Annotated in this window: 11 protein-coding genes and 1 pseudogene; 4 read left to right on the top strand and 8 right to left on the bottom strand. The window is 70.3% G+C overall.

What is annotated here, in order from left to right; all coding sequences use genetic code 11:
* Positions 1-49: 49 nt before the first annotated feature.
* Entirely contained in the window at positions 50-1,444 is a 1,395-nt protein-coding gene (locus tag FG385_RS02660; protein WP_139094972.1) for a WS/DGAT/MGAT family O-acyltransferase, read from the bottom strand.
* A 137-nt stretch (positions 1,445-1,581) separates the two neighbouring features.
* Here FG385_RS02660 and FG385_RS02655 point away from each other — a divergent pair.
* Positions 1,582-2,815 (top strand): annotated as a pseudogene (locus FG385_RS02655) (alpha/beta hydrolase fold domain-containing protein).
* Here the strand turns inward: FG385_RS02655 and FG385_RS02650 are convergent.
* The 3 genes from FG385_RS02650 to FG385_RS02640 all read right to left on the bottom strand — a co-directional run bounded on the left by FG385_RS02650 (position 2,801) and on the right by FG385_RS02640 (position 8,706).
* Positions 2,801-3,877, bottom strand: coding sequence for an SWIM zinc finger family protein (locus FG385_RS02650; RefSeq protein ID WP_139094971.1), 1,077 nt, complete (start codon positions 3,875-3,877; stop codon positions 2,801-2,803). The pseudogene FG385_RS02655 and the gene FG385_RS02650 sit on opposite strands and share 15 nt — an antisense overlap.
* Entirely contained in the window at positions 3,874-6,606 is a 2,733-nt protein-coding gene (locus FG385_RS02645) for a DEAD/DEAH box helicase (protein WP_139094970.1), read from the bottom strand. Before FG385_RS02645 ends, FG385_RS02650 begins: the two co-directional genes overlap by 4 nt.
* An 81-nt stretch (positions 6,607-6,687) precedes the next feature.
* Complete coding sequence (locus FG385_RS02640) at positions 6,688-8,706, bottom strand: acyl-CoA dehydrogenase (protein WP_139094969.1); 2,019 nt, start codon at positions 8,704-8,706, stop codon at positions 6,688-6,690.
* A gap of 94 nt (positions 8,707-8,800) precedes the next feature.
* Between FG385_RS02640 and kstR the strand changes: the two genes are divergently transcribed.
* Together kstR and FG385_RS02630 are read left to right on the top strand one after the other, a co-directional pair.
* Positions 8,801-9,430 carry a cholesterol catabolism transcriptional regulator KstR gene (gene kstR, locus FG385_RS02635; protein WP_139095192.1) on the top strand — a complete coding sequence of 210 codons (630 nt, stop codon included), beginning with the start codon at positions 8,801-8,803 and terminating at the stop codon, positions 9,428-9,430.
* 117 nt (positions 9,431-9,547) lie between these two features.
* Positions 9,548-10,474, top strand: coding sequence for a serine hydrolase (locus FG385_RS02630; protein WP_235022343.1), 927 nt, complete (start codon positions 9,548-9,550; stop codon positions 10,472-10,474).
* Here the strand turns inward: FG385_RS02630 and FG385_RS02625 are convergent.
* A complete protein-coding gene (locus FG385_RS02625; RefSeq protein WP_139094968.1) occupies positions 10,464-11,285 on the bottom strand; it encodes an LLM class F420-dependent oxidoreductase in 822 nt (273 codons plus the stop codon). The genes FG385_RS02630 and FG385_RS02625 overlap by 11 nt on opposite strands.
* Positions 11,286-11,373: 88 nt before the next feature.
* Between FG385_RS02625 and FG385_RS02620 the strand changes: the two genes are divergently transcribed.
* Entirely contained in the window at positions 11,374-12,096 is a 723-nt protein-coding gene (locus FG385_RS02620; protein WP_235022342.1) for a class I SAM-dependent methyltransferase, read from the top strand.
* A 40-nt stretch (positions 12,097-12,136) separates the two neighbouring features.
* Here the strand turns inward: FG385_RS02620 and icmF are convergent, their stop codons facing one another.
* The 3 genes from icmF to FG385_RS02605 all read right to left on the bottom strand — a co-directional run bounded on the left by icmF (position 12,137) and on the right by FG385_RS02605 (position 16,832).
* Positions 12,137-15,370, bottom strand: a complete 3,234-nt coding sequence (icmF, locus tag FG385_RS02615) for a fused isobutyryl-CoA mutase/GTPase IcmF (protein WP_139094967.1) — start codon at positions 15,368-15,370, stop codon at positions 12,137-12,139.
* 123 nt (positions 15,371-15,493) lie between these two features.
* A complete protein-coding gene (locus FG385_RS02610; protein WP_200834267.1) occupies positions 15,494-16,111 on the bottom strand; it encodes a GTP-binding protein in 618 nt (205 codons plus the stop codon).
* Positions 16,092-16,832, bottom strand: coding sequence for a DUF742 domain-containing protein (locus FG385_RS02605; RefSeq protein ID WP_139094966.1), 741 nt, complete (start codon positions 16,830-16,832; stop codon positions 16,092-16,094). Before FG385_RS02605 ends, FG385_RS02610 begins: the two co-directional genes overlap by 20 nt.
* Positions 16,833-16,834: the final 2 nt, after the last annotated feature.

Below are 16,834 nucleotides of genomic sequence, written 5' to 3'. Positions count from 1 at the left end.
CCTCAGACTAAGACTGAAACACGTTCTAGTCTTAGCGGAGCGAAGCCGCTCAGGCAACCCCGGTGGCAGCCTTCTGCAGATCTTTCAGCTCGGCCGCGATCGCGTCGGCTAGTGCCCACAGTTCTGGAACAAGTTCTCGCGCGGCGAGGAGGCCCACGTCGACCCGCCCGGCGTTGGAGATCACCGTGATGTTGAGGCCCGCGCCGTGGAACACCGGACCGAGCGGGTACAGCCCGGTGATCTTCGCGCCGAGCAGGTACAGCGGCATCGGCGGACCCGGCACGTTCGAGATGACCAGGTTGTGCACCACCGGATGGCGCTCGGCCAGGTTCAGCGCTGAATACGCCCGCACGGCGAGACCGAACAGGCGGGGCGCGGCGAACTGCGCCCAGTCCTGCAGCATGTCGGCCTTGATGCTGAAGTGGTGCTCCTTCGACACACGGTTGCTCTCCGCGATCGCGTACACGCGGGCGGCGGGGTCCGCCAGCTGGGTGGGCAGCGACGCGAAGAACGCCGAGAGCTGGTTGCTGCCCTCGTCCTTATCGCTGCGGTCCGCGACCGACACCGGTACCGTCGCCACCAGCGGCTCCGCCGGGAGTTCGCCGCGCTCGTCGAGGTAGCGCCGCAGCCCGCCCGCGCACAGTGCCAGCACGACGTCGTTGACCGTGACCGAGAACGCGTTCTTCACCTTCTTGACCTCGTCGAGGTCGACGCTGGTGTAGGCGACGGTGCGCAAGCCGGTGATCGTGCGGTTGAACGAAGTGCGCGGGGCGGTGAACGGCACCGGCATCCCGGTGCGCTTGAGCGCGCGGGCTATCCAGCGCGAACCCATGCCGAGCAGGTCGGGCAGGAGTTTCGCGATCTCGGCGGGGCGGCGGGCCAGCGACTCGACACTCGTGCGCAGCAGGTCGAGATCGCTCGGCGGCGCCGGGTTCGCCGCGGTTTCGGGCAGGGGCAGCAGTGAATCCGGTTCGAGCCCGCACAGGTACGTGATGAGGTTCGCGCCGCTGACCCCGTCGACGGTCGCGTGATGCATCTTCAGCAGCACCGCCACGCCGTCGCCCGGCAGGCCCTCGACGACGTACATCTCCCACAGCGGGCGCGCGCGATCCAGTGGCTGCCCGGCGAAATGCGCGCACAGCTCGGCAAGGGTTTCCCGGTCGCCAGGACTCGGCACGGCGACCCGGTGCACGTGGCGGTCGACGTCGAAGGACTCGTCCTCGACCCAGACCGGGTGCAGCAGGTTCAGCGGCGAATCGTGCAGTTTCCGGCGGAATTCCGGAATGGCCGCGATCCGTTCGGCCAGCCTTTCCCGGAACGTGGCGAACGAGTATCCGCCGGGCATCGTCGAACCGTCGAGCGTGAGCAGGCCGCACACGTGCAGCACCTGCGAAGGCGTTTCCAGGTACAGGAAACTGGCGTCGAGCCCACTGAGCGGTTGCACATGACCAGGGTACGGCCGCGAATGGCCGATCCGGCCGAAGGCAGGCGGACGCGGTCCCCAACCGACCTGCGCGCAGCCACCCGTTTCCGCCGTGGCTGCCGCCGGATTGGTCACGAACAGCACAGTACGATCGAGGGATGCGACCGCGTTTCGTCACCCGACGGGCGATCCAGCTCGCGCTCACCGCGAACGCGCTGCGGCCGGTGCCGGGCGAGCGCGCCGCGATCCCCGCGTTCTTCGCCGGCTGGCTCACCGGTGAACTGGCGCCGCACCTGCTCGCGCTGACGGCCGCGGACACCGCGTCGCACGTCGCGCGGCACGGCGTCCGCACCCGCGCCGACCGGCTCGGGCTCGCGCTGGCCGGCGCGTCCGCGGTGGGGCTCGGGGCCCTGATCGCCGACGCGCAGCGGGCGCGCGGCCAGGTCGAGCACGCGCTGGCCGACGCGCTGGGCGAGAAGTACGTCCGGGATCTGCGGCGCCCGCCGGACCCGAAGGACCTCGCGACCCCGTGGGGCGAGCTCATGCTGCCGTTCCGGATGCGCGATCCGGACGTAAGCCGCGACCGGAACGTGGCGTACGCGCCGGGCGGGAAGCGGTTCCTCCTGGACATCTACCGCCCGAAGGAGCCCGGCCGGGGCAGGCCCGTGCTGTTGCAGATCCACGGCGGCGCCTGGATGGTCGACAGCAAGGACCACCAGGGCATCCCGCTCATGCTGCACATGACAGGGCGCGGCTGGGTGTGCGTCGCGATCAACTACCCGCTCTCGCCGTCGGCACGCTGGCCGGACCACATCGTCGCGGTCAAGCGCGCGGTCTCGTGGATCCGTGAGCACATCACGGAGCACGGCGGGGATCCGTCCTTCCTCGCCGCCACCGGTGGTTCCGCGGGCGGGCATCTCGCGGCGCTGCTCGCTCACCGCGAACGATCCCGCGCTGCAGCCGGGCTTCGAAGACGTGGACACGACGATCGACGCCTGCGCCCCGCACTACGGCGTCTACGACTTCGCGGCGACGAGCGGCGCGGCCGCCAGCGAACACCGGCTCAAGACCGTGCTGGCGCGGTACGTCGTCGGCAAGGACCCGGTGGCCTACCTCGACGATTACATCGCGGCCTCGCCACTCGACCGGGTCAACGACAAGGCGCCCCCGTTCTTCGTGATCCACGGCGAGCGCGACACGATGGTTCCGGCACGGGAAGCGCGTGAGTTCGTGCGCCGGTTACGCGAGGTTTCGCCCAATCCGGTCGCGTATGCGGAGCTTTCCGGCGCACAGCACGCGTTCGACGTCTTCCCGTCCATCCGCAGCGCGCACGTCGTCCGCGGGGTCGAGCGGTTCCTCGAGTGGAGCTACCTGCGCTCACTGGCCCGATAGCACGTCCAGCGGGCTGCGAGCCCCGGGCGAGACCGGAAGCCAGCCGTGCGCCCCCTGCCGGAACAGGTACCACAGATGGTCCTTTCCCAGCCTCAGCTGGATCTCACCGCGCGTCAGCCTGTTACGCCAGATACGCGTCTCACCCGGCAGATCGGCATCGTCCAATTCGGACCGGGCTTCGTACAGCGCCGCACGCGGAGGCTGCCACGACTCGCGCAGCGCGGCCAGGCCGCCACGTCCTGCCCTGCGCCACGCGGCCACCCATGCCTCGGGTACCTCGGACGACCCGCGCCTGGCCAGGTCCTCCTCACGCGTGAGCGGTGCCGAGTCCCCGCCGGTCAGCAGGTCGAGGGCGCGGACCGCGGCATCGGCGGCGAGGGACGACAGGACCTCCGCTCGCAGTCCCGACCCGGCAGGCGGTTCGCCCAGCGCCGCCGGGTGCCCGGGCTCCGGCGGCGCCGGGGGCCGCGCGGGAAGCGCGGAAGGCTTACGGGCAAAGGCTTCCTTCGGCGTCAGACCGGGTTCCTCGACGACCACCTTCGCCCGGGAACGCCGCGCACGCAGCTGTCCCAGCACCGGCTCACGGCCCCGACCGCGCAGCAGGAACAGCACGAACGGATCCGCGTCCACCTCGTCCGCGACCAGGTAGCACACCGCCGCCGCGTGCTTGCACGGATCCGCGCTGTCCGGGCATGAGCACCGCGGCGTCAGATCCCCCGGCCCGGGCAGCAGATCGACCGCCGCGGCCAGTTCCGGCGGCAGTTCGCCGTCGAGCAGCGCGGCCATGTACCCGACCTGCTGGCCGATCTTGTCCAGCAGCGCCGACCACTCGTCGCCGGAGAACTTCCGGCAGCGCACCTTCACGCGGTACGGCACCGACCGGCTGCCCTGCACGAACGCCCGGACCTCCCCTGCCGTCACGTCGAGCGCGCTCACCCGCCCCTTCCGCGCATACGTCCGCCCGCGCGGCAACCGGTTCGGATCCAGCTTCGCGCGGCCTTCGAGCGCCTCGACCCACGCGCGACCCCACCAGGTCGCGCCGAACGTCCGGCGCGGGCTCACGGCGCCTCACCCAGGCGCACGAGCTCGGTGAGCTCCTCGTCCGACAGTTCGGTCAGCCAGTCCTCACCTGAGCCCACCACGGCCTCGGCCAGGCCGCGCTTGCTCTCGAGCACCGTCGCGATCCGGTCCTCCAGGGTGCCCTCGGCGATCAGCCGGTGCACCTGCACCGGCCTGTCCTGCCCGATCCGGTACGCGCGGTCGGTCGCCTGATCCTCGACGGCCGGGTTCCACCAGCGATCGTAGTGGATGACGTGCGTCGCGCGGGTGAGGTTCAGCCCGACCCCGCCCGCCTTGAGCGACAGCAGGAAGACCGGGACGTCGCCGGACTGGAACCGGCGCACCATGTCCTCGCGCCGGCTCACCGAAGTCGCGCCGGACAGCAGCTCGACGGGCAGCCCGCGCTCGCCCAGCCGCGCGGCCAGTAGCTTGCACAGCTGCACGTACTGGCTGAACACGAGCACGCTGTCGCCTTCGTCGAGGATCACGTCGAGCAGCTCCTCGAAGGCCGCGAGCTTGCCCGAGCGCCCGGTGAGCGGGCCGGTCTGCTTGAGGTACTGCGCCGGATGGTTGCAGATCTGCTTGAGCTCGGTGAGCAGCTTGAGCACCTGCCCGCGCCGCTGCACGCCCTGGGATTCCCTGATCACCGCCAGGTTCTCCCGGACCACCGCTTCGTACAGGGTCGCCTGCTCGGTGGTGAGCGGGACGAACCGGTCGGTCTCGGTCTTGCGGGGCAGCTCGGGCGCGATATCCGGATCGGTCTTGCGGCGGCGCAACAGGAACGGGCGGACGGTCGCGGCGAGCCGCCGGGTGCTCGCCTCGTCCCGGTCCCGCTCCACCGGGCGGGCGATCGTGCGGCGGAAATGCTCCAGCGAGCCCAGCAGCCCGGGCGTCGTCCAGTCCATAATGGACCACAACTCGGTGAGCCGGTTCTCCATCGGGGTGCCGGTGAGCGCGACCCGCGCGGCGGCCGGGATACGGCGGAGTTGCTTCGCCGTCACCGAAAGCGGGTTCTTCACGTGCTGTGCTTCGTCGGCGGCCAGCAGCCCCCAGCCGACCTCGGCCAGCGCCTCGCGATCCCGCCTGAGCACCCCGTACGTCGCGAGCACCACCTCGTCCGGCGCGACCTCGTCCAGATGGCGCCGGCCGCCGTGAAACCTACGCACCGGGGTCGAGGGCGCGAACTTGGCGAACTCGCGTTCCCAGTTGCCCAGCAGCGAAGTCGGGCACAGCACGAGCGTCGGCCCGGCCGCGAGCGAACGGCGGTGCAGGTGCAGTGCGATGAGCTGGATCGTCTTGCCGAGGCCCATGTCGTCGGCGAGGATCCCGCCGAGGCCAAGTTCCGTCATCTCCGCGAGCCAGCCCAGCCCGGCGTGCTGGTACGGCCGCAGCGTCGCCTTCAGGTCGCTCGGGATATCCACTGTGGATGGTCCGAGGCGGATCCGGTCGAGCAGGCCGGACAGCGCCGAGGGCGCGGAGAACTCCAGCCGCTCGCCGTCGACCTCCATCGATCCGGACAGGGCCGCCGCGAGCGCCTCGGCCGCCGTCACCTCGTCGGAAGACCGCCGCCGCAGCCTCGCGAGCATGCCCGGATCCACCCGGACCCACTGCCCGCGCAGGCGCACCATCGGCCGCTTCGCCTCGGCCAGCGCCGAGATCTCGGCGTCGGTCAGGTCCTCGCCGCCGACGGACAGCTGCCAGCGGAACTTCAGCAGATCGGTCATCCGGAACGCGGCCGCGGCCTCGCTGCCCGGCGCCGGCGTCGCGCTCGCCTTCACCCGGATACCGTCGCTGAACATTCCCTTGGGCCACAACACTTCCACGCCCGCCGAGCTCAGGTTGGCACCACCGGGACCGAGCAGCTCCACCAGCTCGTCGTCGGTCAGGATCAGCTCGGCGGGCGCGGCGGCTTCGAGCGCGCGGCCCAGCGGCGCCCACGCCCGCGCGCCGCGCCGTAGCGCGATCAGCAGCTGCGCCTCGACCTGGTCCCCCAGCCGTGCGAGCACCGCGTCCGGGGCGTCCCAGAGCGTGGCCGCGTCGACCACCAGGCTCGGGTCGAGCGCGCTGCGCAGCGCGAGCACCCCGGCGAACTCGGGCTCCTCCTCGCCGCGGATCTCGATCCGTAACTGCAGCTGCGCCCCGCTGGGCTGCTGCGCGGCGAGCCATTCGGCGTCCGCCGCGTCCAGCAGCGTGGGCTCCGGCGCGGCGAACGCCGGACCGCCCGCGACGACCGGGGCCGCCGGGGTACGCACCAGGACGTCGGCCGTGGCGTCCCACAGCGCGCGGACCAGCGTCTCCGGCGAGTGCAGGCGCACCTTTTTCAAGCCCGACAAGGGGAGTGCATGCGCCTCGGGCGGGAGCGCGGCGGCGAGGTCACGCAACAACGTCTCGTCCGCGCCGTCGAGCGGCCCGACGCGCCAGGTGTCCACGCCCCTGGCGGTAGCGGCCGGCAGCACCCGGCCGCGGGCGATGAGCTGCAGTGCCGCGCTGAGGGCCGCCGACCAGGCCGCGATCGCCGTGCCGCTGCCCTCCGGCGCGGACAGCAGCAGCGGGATCGCCTCCCCCAGCGGCAGCACATGGGCGTCCACTTTGGTACGCCCGAAGGACTTTCCCTTCGGCAGCACCAGCTCGACCGGGGTCGGGCCGGCCTGGTCACCCCACAGCGCGAGCACGCCATCGCGCGGCGGGTCCGAGGGCACGAAGATCGCCCGCGTGTCCGGTGTCAGCTCCACGCTCCAACGATAGAGGCGCCCACCGACAGCCAGCCCTTCGCCCGACCATCACCCCTCACGGAGGCGCTCCGCGCCGCGGTGTCAACGGGGCAGCCCCAACAGCCGCTCCGCCGCGACGTTGCGCAGCACCTGAGTCGTCCCGCCCGCGATGCTCAGGCACCGGGTGAGCAGGAACTCGTGCTGCGCCGCGGCGTCGACGACGCCCGCCGGGCCGAGCAGGTCCAGCGCGGCCTCGGCCACCTCCTGCCGGTGCCGCACGCCGACGAGCTTGCGCACGCTCGACTCCGGCCCCGGATCCTGACCCTCGAGCCGCCGCAGCGTCGACCGCAGATCGAGCAGCGAACAGGCGGAGCCGTCGGTCACGAGAGCCCCGAGGTGTTCCAACGTCGCCGCGTCCGGTGAGCGGACCGAGGCCAGCAACGCCTCGACCCCCTCGCCGACGGACGAGCCGCCGCTCATCGCGACCCGCTCGTTGGCGAGCGTCGTGCGCGCGAGGCGCCAGCCGCCGTTGACCTCCCCGACGACGTGGGCGTCGGGAACGAACACGTCGTCGAGGAACACTTCGTTGAACACGGCGTCGCCGGTGATCTCGCGAAGCGGGCGGATCTCGAGCCCGGCAGACCGCATGTCGACAAGGAAATACGTGATCCCTTTGTGCTTCGGCGCGGCCGGATCCGTGCGCGCCAGGCAGATCGCCCAGTCCGCCTCGCGGGCGAGCGAGGTCCACACCTTCTGCCCGGACAGCGACCAGCCACCGTCCACTTTGGTCGCTTTGGTGCGCAGCGAGGCGAGGTCCGAGCCCGCCTCGGGTTCGGAGAACAGCTGGCACCAGACGATCTCGCCCCGCAGCGTGGGCCCGGCGAGGCGTTCGCGCTGTTCAGGTGTGCCGTGTTCGAGGATCGTCGGCACCGCCCACGCGCCGATCACCAGATCCGGGCGCCGCACACCGGCACGAGCCAGCTCCGCGTCGATGACCAGCTGCCGCGCGGGATCCGCGTCGAGCCCGTACGGTCGCGGCCAGTGTGGCATGAGATAGCCCGCCTCGGCCAGCCGCCGGCGCTGCTGGTCCTCGGGCAGCGCGGCGATTTCGGCGACCGCCGCACGCACCTCGGCATCCTCGCCGACCTCCAGCCTCAGCTCGCGCCGCTCACCCGCCAGCGCGAGCTCTGCGACCCGCCGGCGCCAGCGACCGGAACCGCCGAGCAGCTGCCGCAGGGTGACCGCGCGCCGCAGGTACCGGTGGGCCTCGTGTTCCCAGGTGAACCCGATCCCGCCGAGCACCTGGATGCAGTCCTTCGCGTTGTCCACGGCGGCGTCGAGCGCACCGGCCGCCGCCACGGCCGAGGCCAGCGCGTGCTCCCCGCCCGCGCGTGCCGCGTCCCAGGCGAGCGCCGCGGCGACCTCGGACCGGCACAGCATCTCCGCGCACAGCTGCTTGACCGCCTGGAACGAGCCGACTGGCCGGCCGAACTGCTCCCGCACCTTCGCGTACTCGCTCGCCGTGCGCACGCACCAGCCCGCGATCCCAGCGGCTTCGGCGGCGGCGAGGGTCGCGGCCAACTCGAGCACGGGCGGATCGTCGAGCAGTGCGCCGCGCGGAACTTCCAGCGCCAGCTCGAAAAACCCGACGTCCCGGGACAGGTCGAAACCTTCGGCCCGCGCTGTGGGTTGCGGCGGCAGCACGAACCACCCGAGGTCGGCGGCGACGATCAGGTGCGCCGAGTCGTTGGCGTCGAGCACCGGTTCGGTCCGCCCGCGCAGGAGGAATCCGGTCTCGGTCGGGGTCGCGACCACCGACCCGGGCCCCAGCGCGACCGCCGCCCGCGCGCTCCCGTCGGCGAGCGCGGGCGCGAGTTCCTTGGCGAGTGCGGAATCCGGGCGGCGGGCGAGGACCAGCCCGGCCAGGACCGTGCCGAACAGCGGTCCCGGCGCCAGCGCGGCCGCTGCCTCGGCGAGCCCGACCGCGAGATCGACGACTTCGCCCCCGGCGCCGCCGAGATCCTCCGGCAGCGCGACCGCGGCGAGCTCGGCAGGCTCGCCGCCACGCGCCCTGATCGACTCGGCCCATGCCCGCTGTTCTGCCGTTACCGCGATGGCCATGGCGGCCACTATAGAACGTGTTTCAGTTTTTTGGCAGGATGGCCCTTAGGTAAGGTATGCGATGTCGGTGAAACAAGTTTCGGAGTGGCAGGCGATGGCTGGTAAGTCGAGGGCAGCGGCCCAGACCAGGAACGGGCTGGGCGACGAGCTGGGTTCCGCGGCGCAGCGGGACCGGCGCCGGCGCATCATCGACGCCACGCTCGCGCTCGCCTCGAAGGGCGGTTACGACGCCGTGCAGATGCGCGCGGTGGCCGACAGGGCCGACGTCGCGCTCGGCACGCTGTACCGCTATTTCCCGTCGAAGATCCATCTGCTGGTGTCCGGTCTGGCGCGGGAGTTCGAGCGTGCCAGGGAGAAGATGGACCGCAGCACCATCCCCGGCGAGACCCCGGTCGAGCGGCTGATCTTCGTCCTGCAGCGCAACACCCGGCTGATGCAGCGCGACCCGCATCTGACCGAGGCGATGGTGCGCGCGTTCATGTTCGCCGATACCACGGCCGCGGCCGAGGTCGAGCAGGTCGGGCGGCTCATGGAGGACATGTTCGCCAAGGCCATGCGGATCGAGGAGCCCACGGAGCGGGACCGGGCGGTGTTCCACCTCATCGCCGACGTGTGGATGGCGAACCTCGTCGCGTGGGTCACCCGCCGCGCTTCGGCGGCCGACGTGGCCGACCGGCTCGAGCTGTCCGTGCACCTGCTGCTGGACCGCTCCGCTGCGGAGTGAACACGGCTGGTCACCGGTCGTTGATCTTGCCTGTGCGTCCGCTGTCAATGACCTGAAGGTTTTCTTTGCGTCGGGAAAATCTGCAACAACCGGTACCGGCGCGACGTTTCTGCGTTCGTGAAGCACGCTACGGCCGGACGGGCCGTACTCTCAGCGGTCGCCGCGGGCGCCGCGTTCATGGTGGTCGTGTCGGTCGTTCATGACCGCGGCCCCGCAGCGGTGGCCAGCGCCCATGCCGCGACGGCGCCGGACGAGACGACGACCGAGACGACGGCCCCGCAGCTGGCGACCCAGTCGGCGCCCATACCCGCGCCGTCGCCCGACTCGCAGGAAGTCGCCGCACGCGTGCAGGCCGCCGTGCGCGGGACGGTGTCCAGCGCCAGGGTCGGCATGGAGGTCTACGACCGGCAGACCGGCTCGGTGCTGACCAGCCTCGCACCCGACCAGCAGTTCTCCAGCATGTCGGTGGTGAAACTGCTGATCGCGGTGGACCTGCTGGCGCGGGACAACTGGGCACCGCCGGACACCACGACCCAGAACCGGATCACCCAGATGCTTTCGGCGAGCGACGACGCGATCGCGAGCTCGTTCTGGGCCTCCGACGGCGGCACGTCGATCATCACCCGCGACGTGGCGCTGATGGGGCTGACCGGGACGAACCCGCCGGCCACGCCCGGCGAATGGGGCGACACCAAGATCACCGCGCGGGACCTCGTGGCCGTGTACCGCTATGTCGAAGACCAGATCCCCGACAGCGCACGTGCGCTGCTGTACAACGCGATGTACCACGCGTCCGAGGACGCGGCCGACGGCACCGACCAGTACTTCGGGATCCCCGACGGCCTCCCGGGCAGCACGTGGGCAATCAAGCAGGGCTGGGGCAGCAGCGGTTCGACGGCGTACTTCAACACCACGGGCCTGGTCGGGAAGGACGCGCGGTACGTCGTCGTCGTGCTGACCTCCGCCCCACTGTCGCACTATCAGGCGCTGAGCAAGGCATTGACGACGGGCACCCAGCAACTTGCGTCGCTGGTCAGGGGATGAGCGCCGCGAAGCGGTCGAGTTCGGCGAGCGCTTCGGATTCGGGCAGATCCGGCAGCAGGAACGTGTACCGGTCGATGCCGGCCTCGGCGTAGGCCTGGATCTGGTCCTTGTCGGCGCGGCCGGCGAACATCGTGAACGGCACATCCGGCCTGCCGTTGTCCGCGAGCCACGCGCGCACGCGCTTGATCTCCTCGACGCTGGTACCGCCGCGCGGCAACCACGCGTCGCCGTGCTTGAGCAGGCGGTCGAGGGCGGCCCGGCTCTCGCCGCCGACGTAGATCGGCGGGTGCGGTGTCTGGACCGGTTTCGGCCACTGGAAGATCGGGTCGAACCGGACGTGCGTGCCGGCGTAAGAGGCTTCGTCGTTCGTCCAGATCTCTTTCAGCGCTTCGATCTGCTCGTTCAGCAGCGCCCCGCGAGTGCGCGGGTCGGCGCCGTGATTGCGCATCTCTTCGAGGTTCCAGCCCACGCCGACGCCGAACAGCATGCGCCCGCCGGAGATCATGTCCAGACTCGCTACCTCTTTGGCGGTGTGGATGACGTCTCGCTGGATCATCAGGGCGATCCCGGTGGCCAGGAGCAAATCGGTCGTCACGGACGCGATCGCCGACAGGGTGACGAACGGGTCGAGCGTGCGGTAATAGCGCGACGGCATCTCGTCGGCGCCCGGGTACGGGGTCTCGCGGCTGGCTGGGATATGCGAATGCTCGGCGAGGAACAGCGAGTCGAACCCGCGCTCTTCCAGGGCGCGGCCCAGCGGGACGGGCCGGATACTGTCGTCGGTCACGAAGGTGGCGATTCCGAACTTCATAGCTCAGGGCAACAGCCGGTCCCTTGACAGAAATTCCCAGGCCGGAGGAGCATCGAACTCATCAACCGTTGAATAGCTGGGAGGGCCCATGAACATGCCGAACGTGGACGACGTCGATTTCGACGACGTGTACCGCGGCAGGGAGCTGGTCGACGGGCTCTCGCTCGTCCCGTGGGACATCGGCGGGCCGCAGCCGCTCGTGGTCGAAATCGAGACGGCGGGCGAGGTCCACGGCGCGGTGCTGGACGCGGGCTGCGGTCTCGCGGAGAACGCCCTGTTCCTTGCGAGCAAGGGCCATGACGTGACGGGGATCGACGGCGCGCCGACCGCGATCGAGCGGGCGCGGGCGAAGGCGGCCGAGCGCGGGTTGCGGGCGGAGTTCGCCGTCGCCGAAGCGACCCGGCTCGACGGCTTCGACGACCGGTTCGACACGGTGCTCGACAGCGCCTTGTATCACTGCCTGAACGAGGAGCAGCGGCACGAGTATGCGGCCGCCCTGCACCGAGCCACGAAGCCCGGCGCGACGCTGCACCTGTTCTGCCTGGCGGAGAGGATGGGACCGATCCCGGGGCCGTGGGCGATCAGCGCCGACAACCTGCACGAGACGTTCGGCAAGGGCTGGCGTATCACGCGCCTCGAGCGCCGGCACTACACCACCGCGATGACCCCGGAGTTGCTGACCAGGCTGCGGGAGAGCCTGCCCGAAGCGCCCGCCGGGGAGGCGGCGGCCGGGGGCCCGCCCACCGTGGACGAGCAGGGCCGCTTCCTCATGCCGGTCTGGCAACTCAAAGCGACCCGGATCCGCCCCTAACCGTCGACCCACGCCGCCGACCGTCGAACTCGGTCGACGTTCAGACGTTGCGGCGGTATTGGCCGCCGACTTCGAAGAAGGCGTCGGTGATCTGGCCGAGCGTGCAGAACCGCGCCGCGTCCATCAGGACCGCGAACACGTTCTCGCCGCTCGTGGCGGCGTCGCGCAGGGCCTTGAGCGCCTGCTCGGCGTCGTCACGGTGATGCTGCTGGAAGTCCGCGACGCGCCGCAACTGCGACTGCTTCTCCTCCTCCGTCGCGCGCGCCAGTTCGACCTCGGCCTCGTCCTCCTCCGGATGCGGGCTGCGGAACGTGTTGACCCCGACGATGGGCAGCGAGCCGTCGTGCTTGCGCCGCTCGTACAGCATCGACTCGTCCTGGATCCGGCCGCGCTGGTACCCGGTTTCCATCGCGCCGAGCACCCCGCCGCGCTCCGATATCCGGTCGAACTCGGTGAGCACGGCCTCCTCGACCAGATCGGTCAGCTCGTCGATGATGAACGCCCCCTGTAACGGGTTCTCGTTCATCGACAGGCCCCACTCCTTGTTGATGATCATCTGGATGGCCATCGCACGGCGCACCGAATGCTCGCTCGGCGTCGTGATCGCCTCGTCGAAAGCGTTGGTGTGCAGGGAGTTCGCGTTGTCGTACAGCGCGCACAGCGCCTGCAGCGTGGTGCGGATGTCGTTGAAGCTGATCTCCTGCGCGTGCAGCGACCGGCCCGAGGTCTGCACGTGGTACTTGAGCTTCTGCGAACGCTCGTTGGCGCCGTACCGCTCCTTCATCGCCGTGGCCCAGATACGCCGCGCGACCCGGCCCAGCACCGAGTACTCGGCGTCCATCCCGTTGGAGAAGAAGAACGACAGGTTCGGTGCAAAATCGTCGATGTGCATACCGCGCGCGAGGTATGACTCGACATAGGTGAACCCGTTGGCGAGAGTGAACGCCAGCTGCGAGATGGGGTTCGCGCCGGCCTCGGCGATGTGGTAGCCCGAGATCGACACCGAGTAGAAGTTGCGCACCCCATGGGAGATGAACCATTCCTGGATGTCGGCCATCATCCGCAGCGAGAACTCGGTCGAGAAGATGCAGGTGTTCTGCCCCTGATCCTCCTTGAGGATGTCGGCCTGCACCGTCCCGCGGACGTTGCGCAGCGTCCACTCACGCAGGTCCGCCGCCTCCTCGGTGCTCGGCTCGCGGCCGTGCTCGGCGCGGAAGGCCGCCATCTTCTGGTCGATCGCCGTGTTGAGGAAGAACGCGAGGATCGTCGGCGCCGGACCGTTGATCGTCATCGACACCGAGGTCGACGGCGCGGTCAGATCGAACCCGTCGTAAAGAGCCTTCATGTCGTCGAGCGACGCGATCGAAACGCCGGAGGTGCCGACCTTGCCGTAGATGTCGGGCCTGGTCGCCGGGTCGTGGCCGTACAGCGTCACGGAGTCGAACGCGGTCGAGAGCCGCTTCGCCGCCGATTCCGACGAAAGGTACTTGAAGCGACGGTTCGTGCGGAACGGGTCGCCCTCGCCCGCGAACATGCGCGCCGGGTCCTCACCCTGCCGCTTGAACGGGAAGACCCCGGCGGTGTAAGGGAAATAGCCCGGCAGGTGCTCGCGACGCAGGAAGGACAACAGCTCCCCGCGTTCGGTGTACCTCGGCAGCGCGACACGCGGGATCTTGTTGCCCGACAACGTCTCCCGCCACAGCTGGGTGCGCAGTTCCTGGTCCCGCACCTTGAACACCAGCTCTTCGCCGCGGTAGGACTCGGACAGCGCCGCCCACTCGTCGAGCAGGCGCCGGGTCGAGGAGTCCACACGCGACTCCGCCTCGTCGAGCAGTTCGCCGATCGCCGCGGTGTCCGCGTCGGCCCGCTCCAGCGCGGCCTTCGCCGCCGCGAGCTGGTCGCGTTCGCGCACCGCCTCGACCTGCTCCAGCGTGCGCCGGTGGTAGCCGCGCACGGTGTCCGAGATGTCGGCGAGGTACCGCGCCCGCGAGGACGGGATGATCGTGTCCGCCGACGTCGACACCTTGCCCCCGACGCGCGGCAGCGTGCCCGCGGAAACCGAAAGCCCCTTGTCCGCCAAGGCATCCCGCAGCTGCTGGTACAGCGCGGTGACCCCGTCGTCGTTGAACTTCGCCGCACTGGTCCCGAAGACCGGCATGTCGTCCGGCGACGCGCCGAACTCCTCGCGGTTGCGCACCAGCTGGCGCGCGACGTCCCGGCGCGCGTCCTCCGCGCCACGCCGCTCGAACTTGTTGATCGCCACGACGTCCGCGAAGTCGAGCATGTCGATCTTCTCCAGCTGCGAGGCCGCGCCGAACTCCGGCGTCATCACGTACAGCGAGTGATCGACATGGTCCACGATGCCCGCGTCGCCCTGGCCGATGCCCGGGGTCTCCACGATCACCAGGTCGTACCCGGCGGCCTTGCACGCTCCGATCGCCTGGTCCAGCCCCTCCGGAATCTCGCCGCTCTTGGTGCGCGTTGCCAGCGAACGGAAGTACACCGCGGAGCCGAGGCTGTTCATCCGGATGCGGTCACCCAGCAGCGCGCCGCCGCCGCGGCGGCGTGTCGGGTCCACCGCGAGCACCGCGACACGCACCTTGTCCTGCTGGTCGAGGCGGAACCGGCGGATCAGCTCGTCGGTGAGCGAGGACTTCCCCGAACCGCCCGTGCCGGTGATGCCCAGCACCGGCACCGTCCACTTCCTCGCGGTCTCGGCGATCGCCTCATGCCAGTCACCGGGCAGCACCCCCGCCTGCAGCTGCGTGATCGCCCGCGCCAGAACCCGCACGTCGCCCGCGAGCAACTCGTCGACCGAACCCGCCTGCCGCGCCGCCAGATCGACGTCGCACTCCTTGATCATCAGGTTGATCATCCCGGGCAGCCCCAGCTCCAGGCCGTCATCCGGGGAGAAGATGCGCGCGACCCCTCGCGAGTGCAGCAGCTCGATCTCCTCGCGCACGATCACCCCGCCCCCGCCGCCGTAGACCCGGATGTACCCGGCGCCGCGCTCACGCAGCAGCTCGACCAGGTAGGAGAAGTACTCGACGTGCCCGCCCTGGTACGCGCTGATCGCGACGCCCTGGACGTCCTCGGCGATCGCGGCGGTGACAACCTCGTCGACGGACCGGTTGTGCCCGAGATGCACGACCTCCGCACCCTGCGACTGCAGGATGCGGCGCATGATGTTGATCGAGGCGTCGTGGCCGTCGAACAGGCTCGACGCGGTGACGAACCGGACCGGGTGCACGGCTTTGTACAGGGGCGCGCTCATACCCCCAAAATACTCGGACTTCCTACTATTTCACACCCAACCGTCAACGTGACGTGGGCCACCGTGAAACGGCACAGTCCGAGGAGCGCGCACAACCGCACGGCACGCGCGATCCCGGCGTACTCAGCGAGCGTTCGCGTTGGCCGCGCGTAGCGAGATCCACTGGCGCATGGCGTACTCGACCAGCGTGATCAGCGTCTGCTTCGTCGACTCACGGTCACGGGCGTCGCAGCGCACGATCGGCACGCTCGGGTCGATCGCGAGCGCTTCGCGCACGTCGTCGATGTCGTGATGCATCACACCGTCGAACGTGTTCACGCCGATGATGTACGGCAGCCTGCGGTCCTCGAAGAAGTCGATCGGCGCGAACGAGTCCGCGAGCCGGCGCGTGTCGGCGAGCACCACCGCCCCGATCGCCCCGCGCACCAGGTCGTCCCACATGAACCAGAACCGCTGCTGGCCCGGGGTGCCGAACAGGTACAGGATCAGATCCGCGTCCAGCGACACCCGGCCGAAGTCCATGGCCACCGTGGTGGTCGACTTGTTCGGGGTGCTGTCGAGGTTGTCGATGCCGCGGCTGGCGTCGGTCATCATGGCCTCGGTGGTGAGAGGCACGATCTCCGACACGGACCCGACGAAGGTCGTCTTGCCGGCGCCGAAGCCACCGGCGACCACGATCTTGGCCGAGGTCATGGTCTGCGGCGCGGCCGGCCGCGGTGTTTTAAAGCCGACGGAGTCCACTCAACACCCTTTCCATCAACATGAGATGCGCCTCGGCGTTTTCGCTGCCGGACACGGTCTTGTGTACGGTGACCAAGCCCGCGTCGGCCGCGTCACTGATGAGCACCCTGGCCACGCCGAGCGGAACCCGCAGCAGCGCCGCGATCTCCGCGACCGACCGTGGCGACCGGCACTCTTCCACTATCTGACGGTGCTCGAACTGCATCGTCGCCCCCGCGTCCATGCGGGCGGCGTCGACGTCTTTCACGGAGATCAGCGTCTCCAGTTCCAGTGCGTAGTTCGCCCTGGTCCGGCCACCGGTCAGCGCATACGGACGGACGGCTGCCGTCTCGTCCTCGGCCGGCGCCGGTTCCGGTCTCGCCGGCAGCGCCGGGCCGGCGTTGCTGACCGCCGGCTCGAAGTAGCCGGTACCGAAGCTCGTGCCCTGCGCGGGCTCGAAGTACCCCGAACCCTGGCTGGACGGGGGCTCGAAATAACCCGTGCCGTGCGCGGGCTCGGCCGCGAACCGGGGCGGGCCCGGCGGCTGTTCCTGAACCCGCGGCGACGGGCTCGGCTGGCCCGGCGGCGCGGGTGAGCCGGGACCCGGCTCTTCCTGGCGCGGCTCGGCCCCGGCTTCGGGTTCCCTGGCCTTCTTCCGCTTCCGGCGGCCACGTCCCGAATCCAAGGTGAAGCCGTTGAGGACGTCCGCGAACGTTGCGTCGTCCTCGTCGGGAGGGGTCATCG

This window comes from Amycolatopsis alkalitolerans, from assembly GCF_006152065.1.
GTDB lineage: Bacteria > Actinomycetota > Actinomycetes > Mycobacteriales > Pseudonocardiaceae > Amycolatopsis_E > Amycolatopsis_E alkalitolerans.
The sequence above is the reverse complement of the archived record's forward strand: the minus strand, read 5'-3'. Positions and strand labels throughout refer to the sequence as shown.

Bases quoted from the DNA above. Each gene is read 5' to 3' on its own strand.
- kstR (WP_139095192.1), top strand. From the start codon at position 8,801: ATGGCTGGTAAGTCGAGGGCAGCGGCCCAGACCAGGAACGGGCTGGGC.
- FG385_RS02620 (WP_235022342.1), top strand. From the start codon at position 11,374: ATGAACATGCCGAACGTGGACGACGTCGATTTCGACGACGTGTACCGC.
- FG385_RS02605 (WP_139094966.1), bottom strand. From the start codon at position 16,832: ATGACCCCTCCCGACGAGGACGACGCAACGTTCGCGGACGTCCTCAAC.
- FG385_RS02640 (WP_139094969.1), bottom strand. From the start codon at position 8,706: ATGGCCATCGCGGTAACGGCAGAACAGCGGGCATGGGCCGAGTCGATC.
- icmF (WP_139094967.1), bottom strand. From the start codon at position 15,370: ATGAGCGCGCCCCTGTACAAAGCCGTGCACCCGGTCCGGTTCGTCACC.
- FG385_RS02625 (WP_139094968.1), bottom strand. From the start codon at position 11,285: ATGAAGTTCGGAATCGCCACCTTCGTGACCGACGACAGTATCCGGCCC.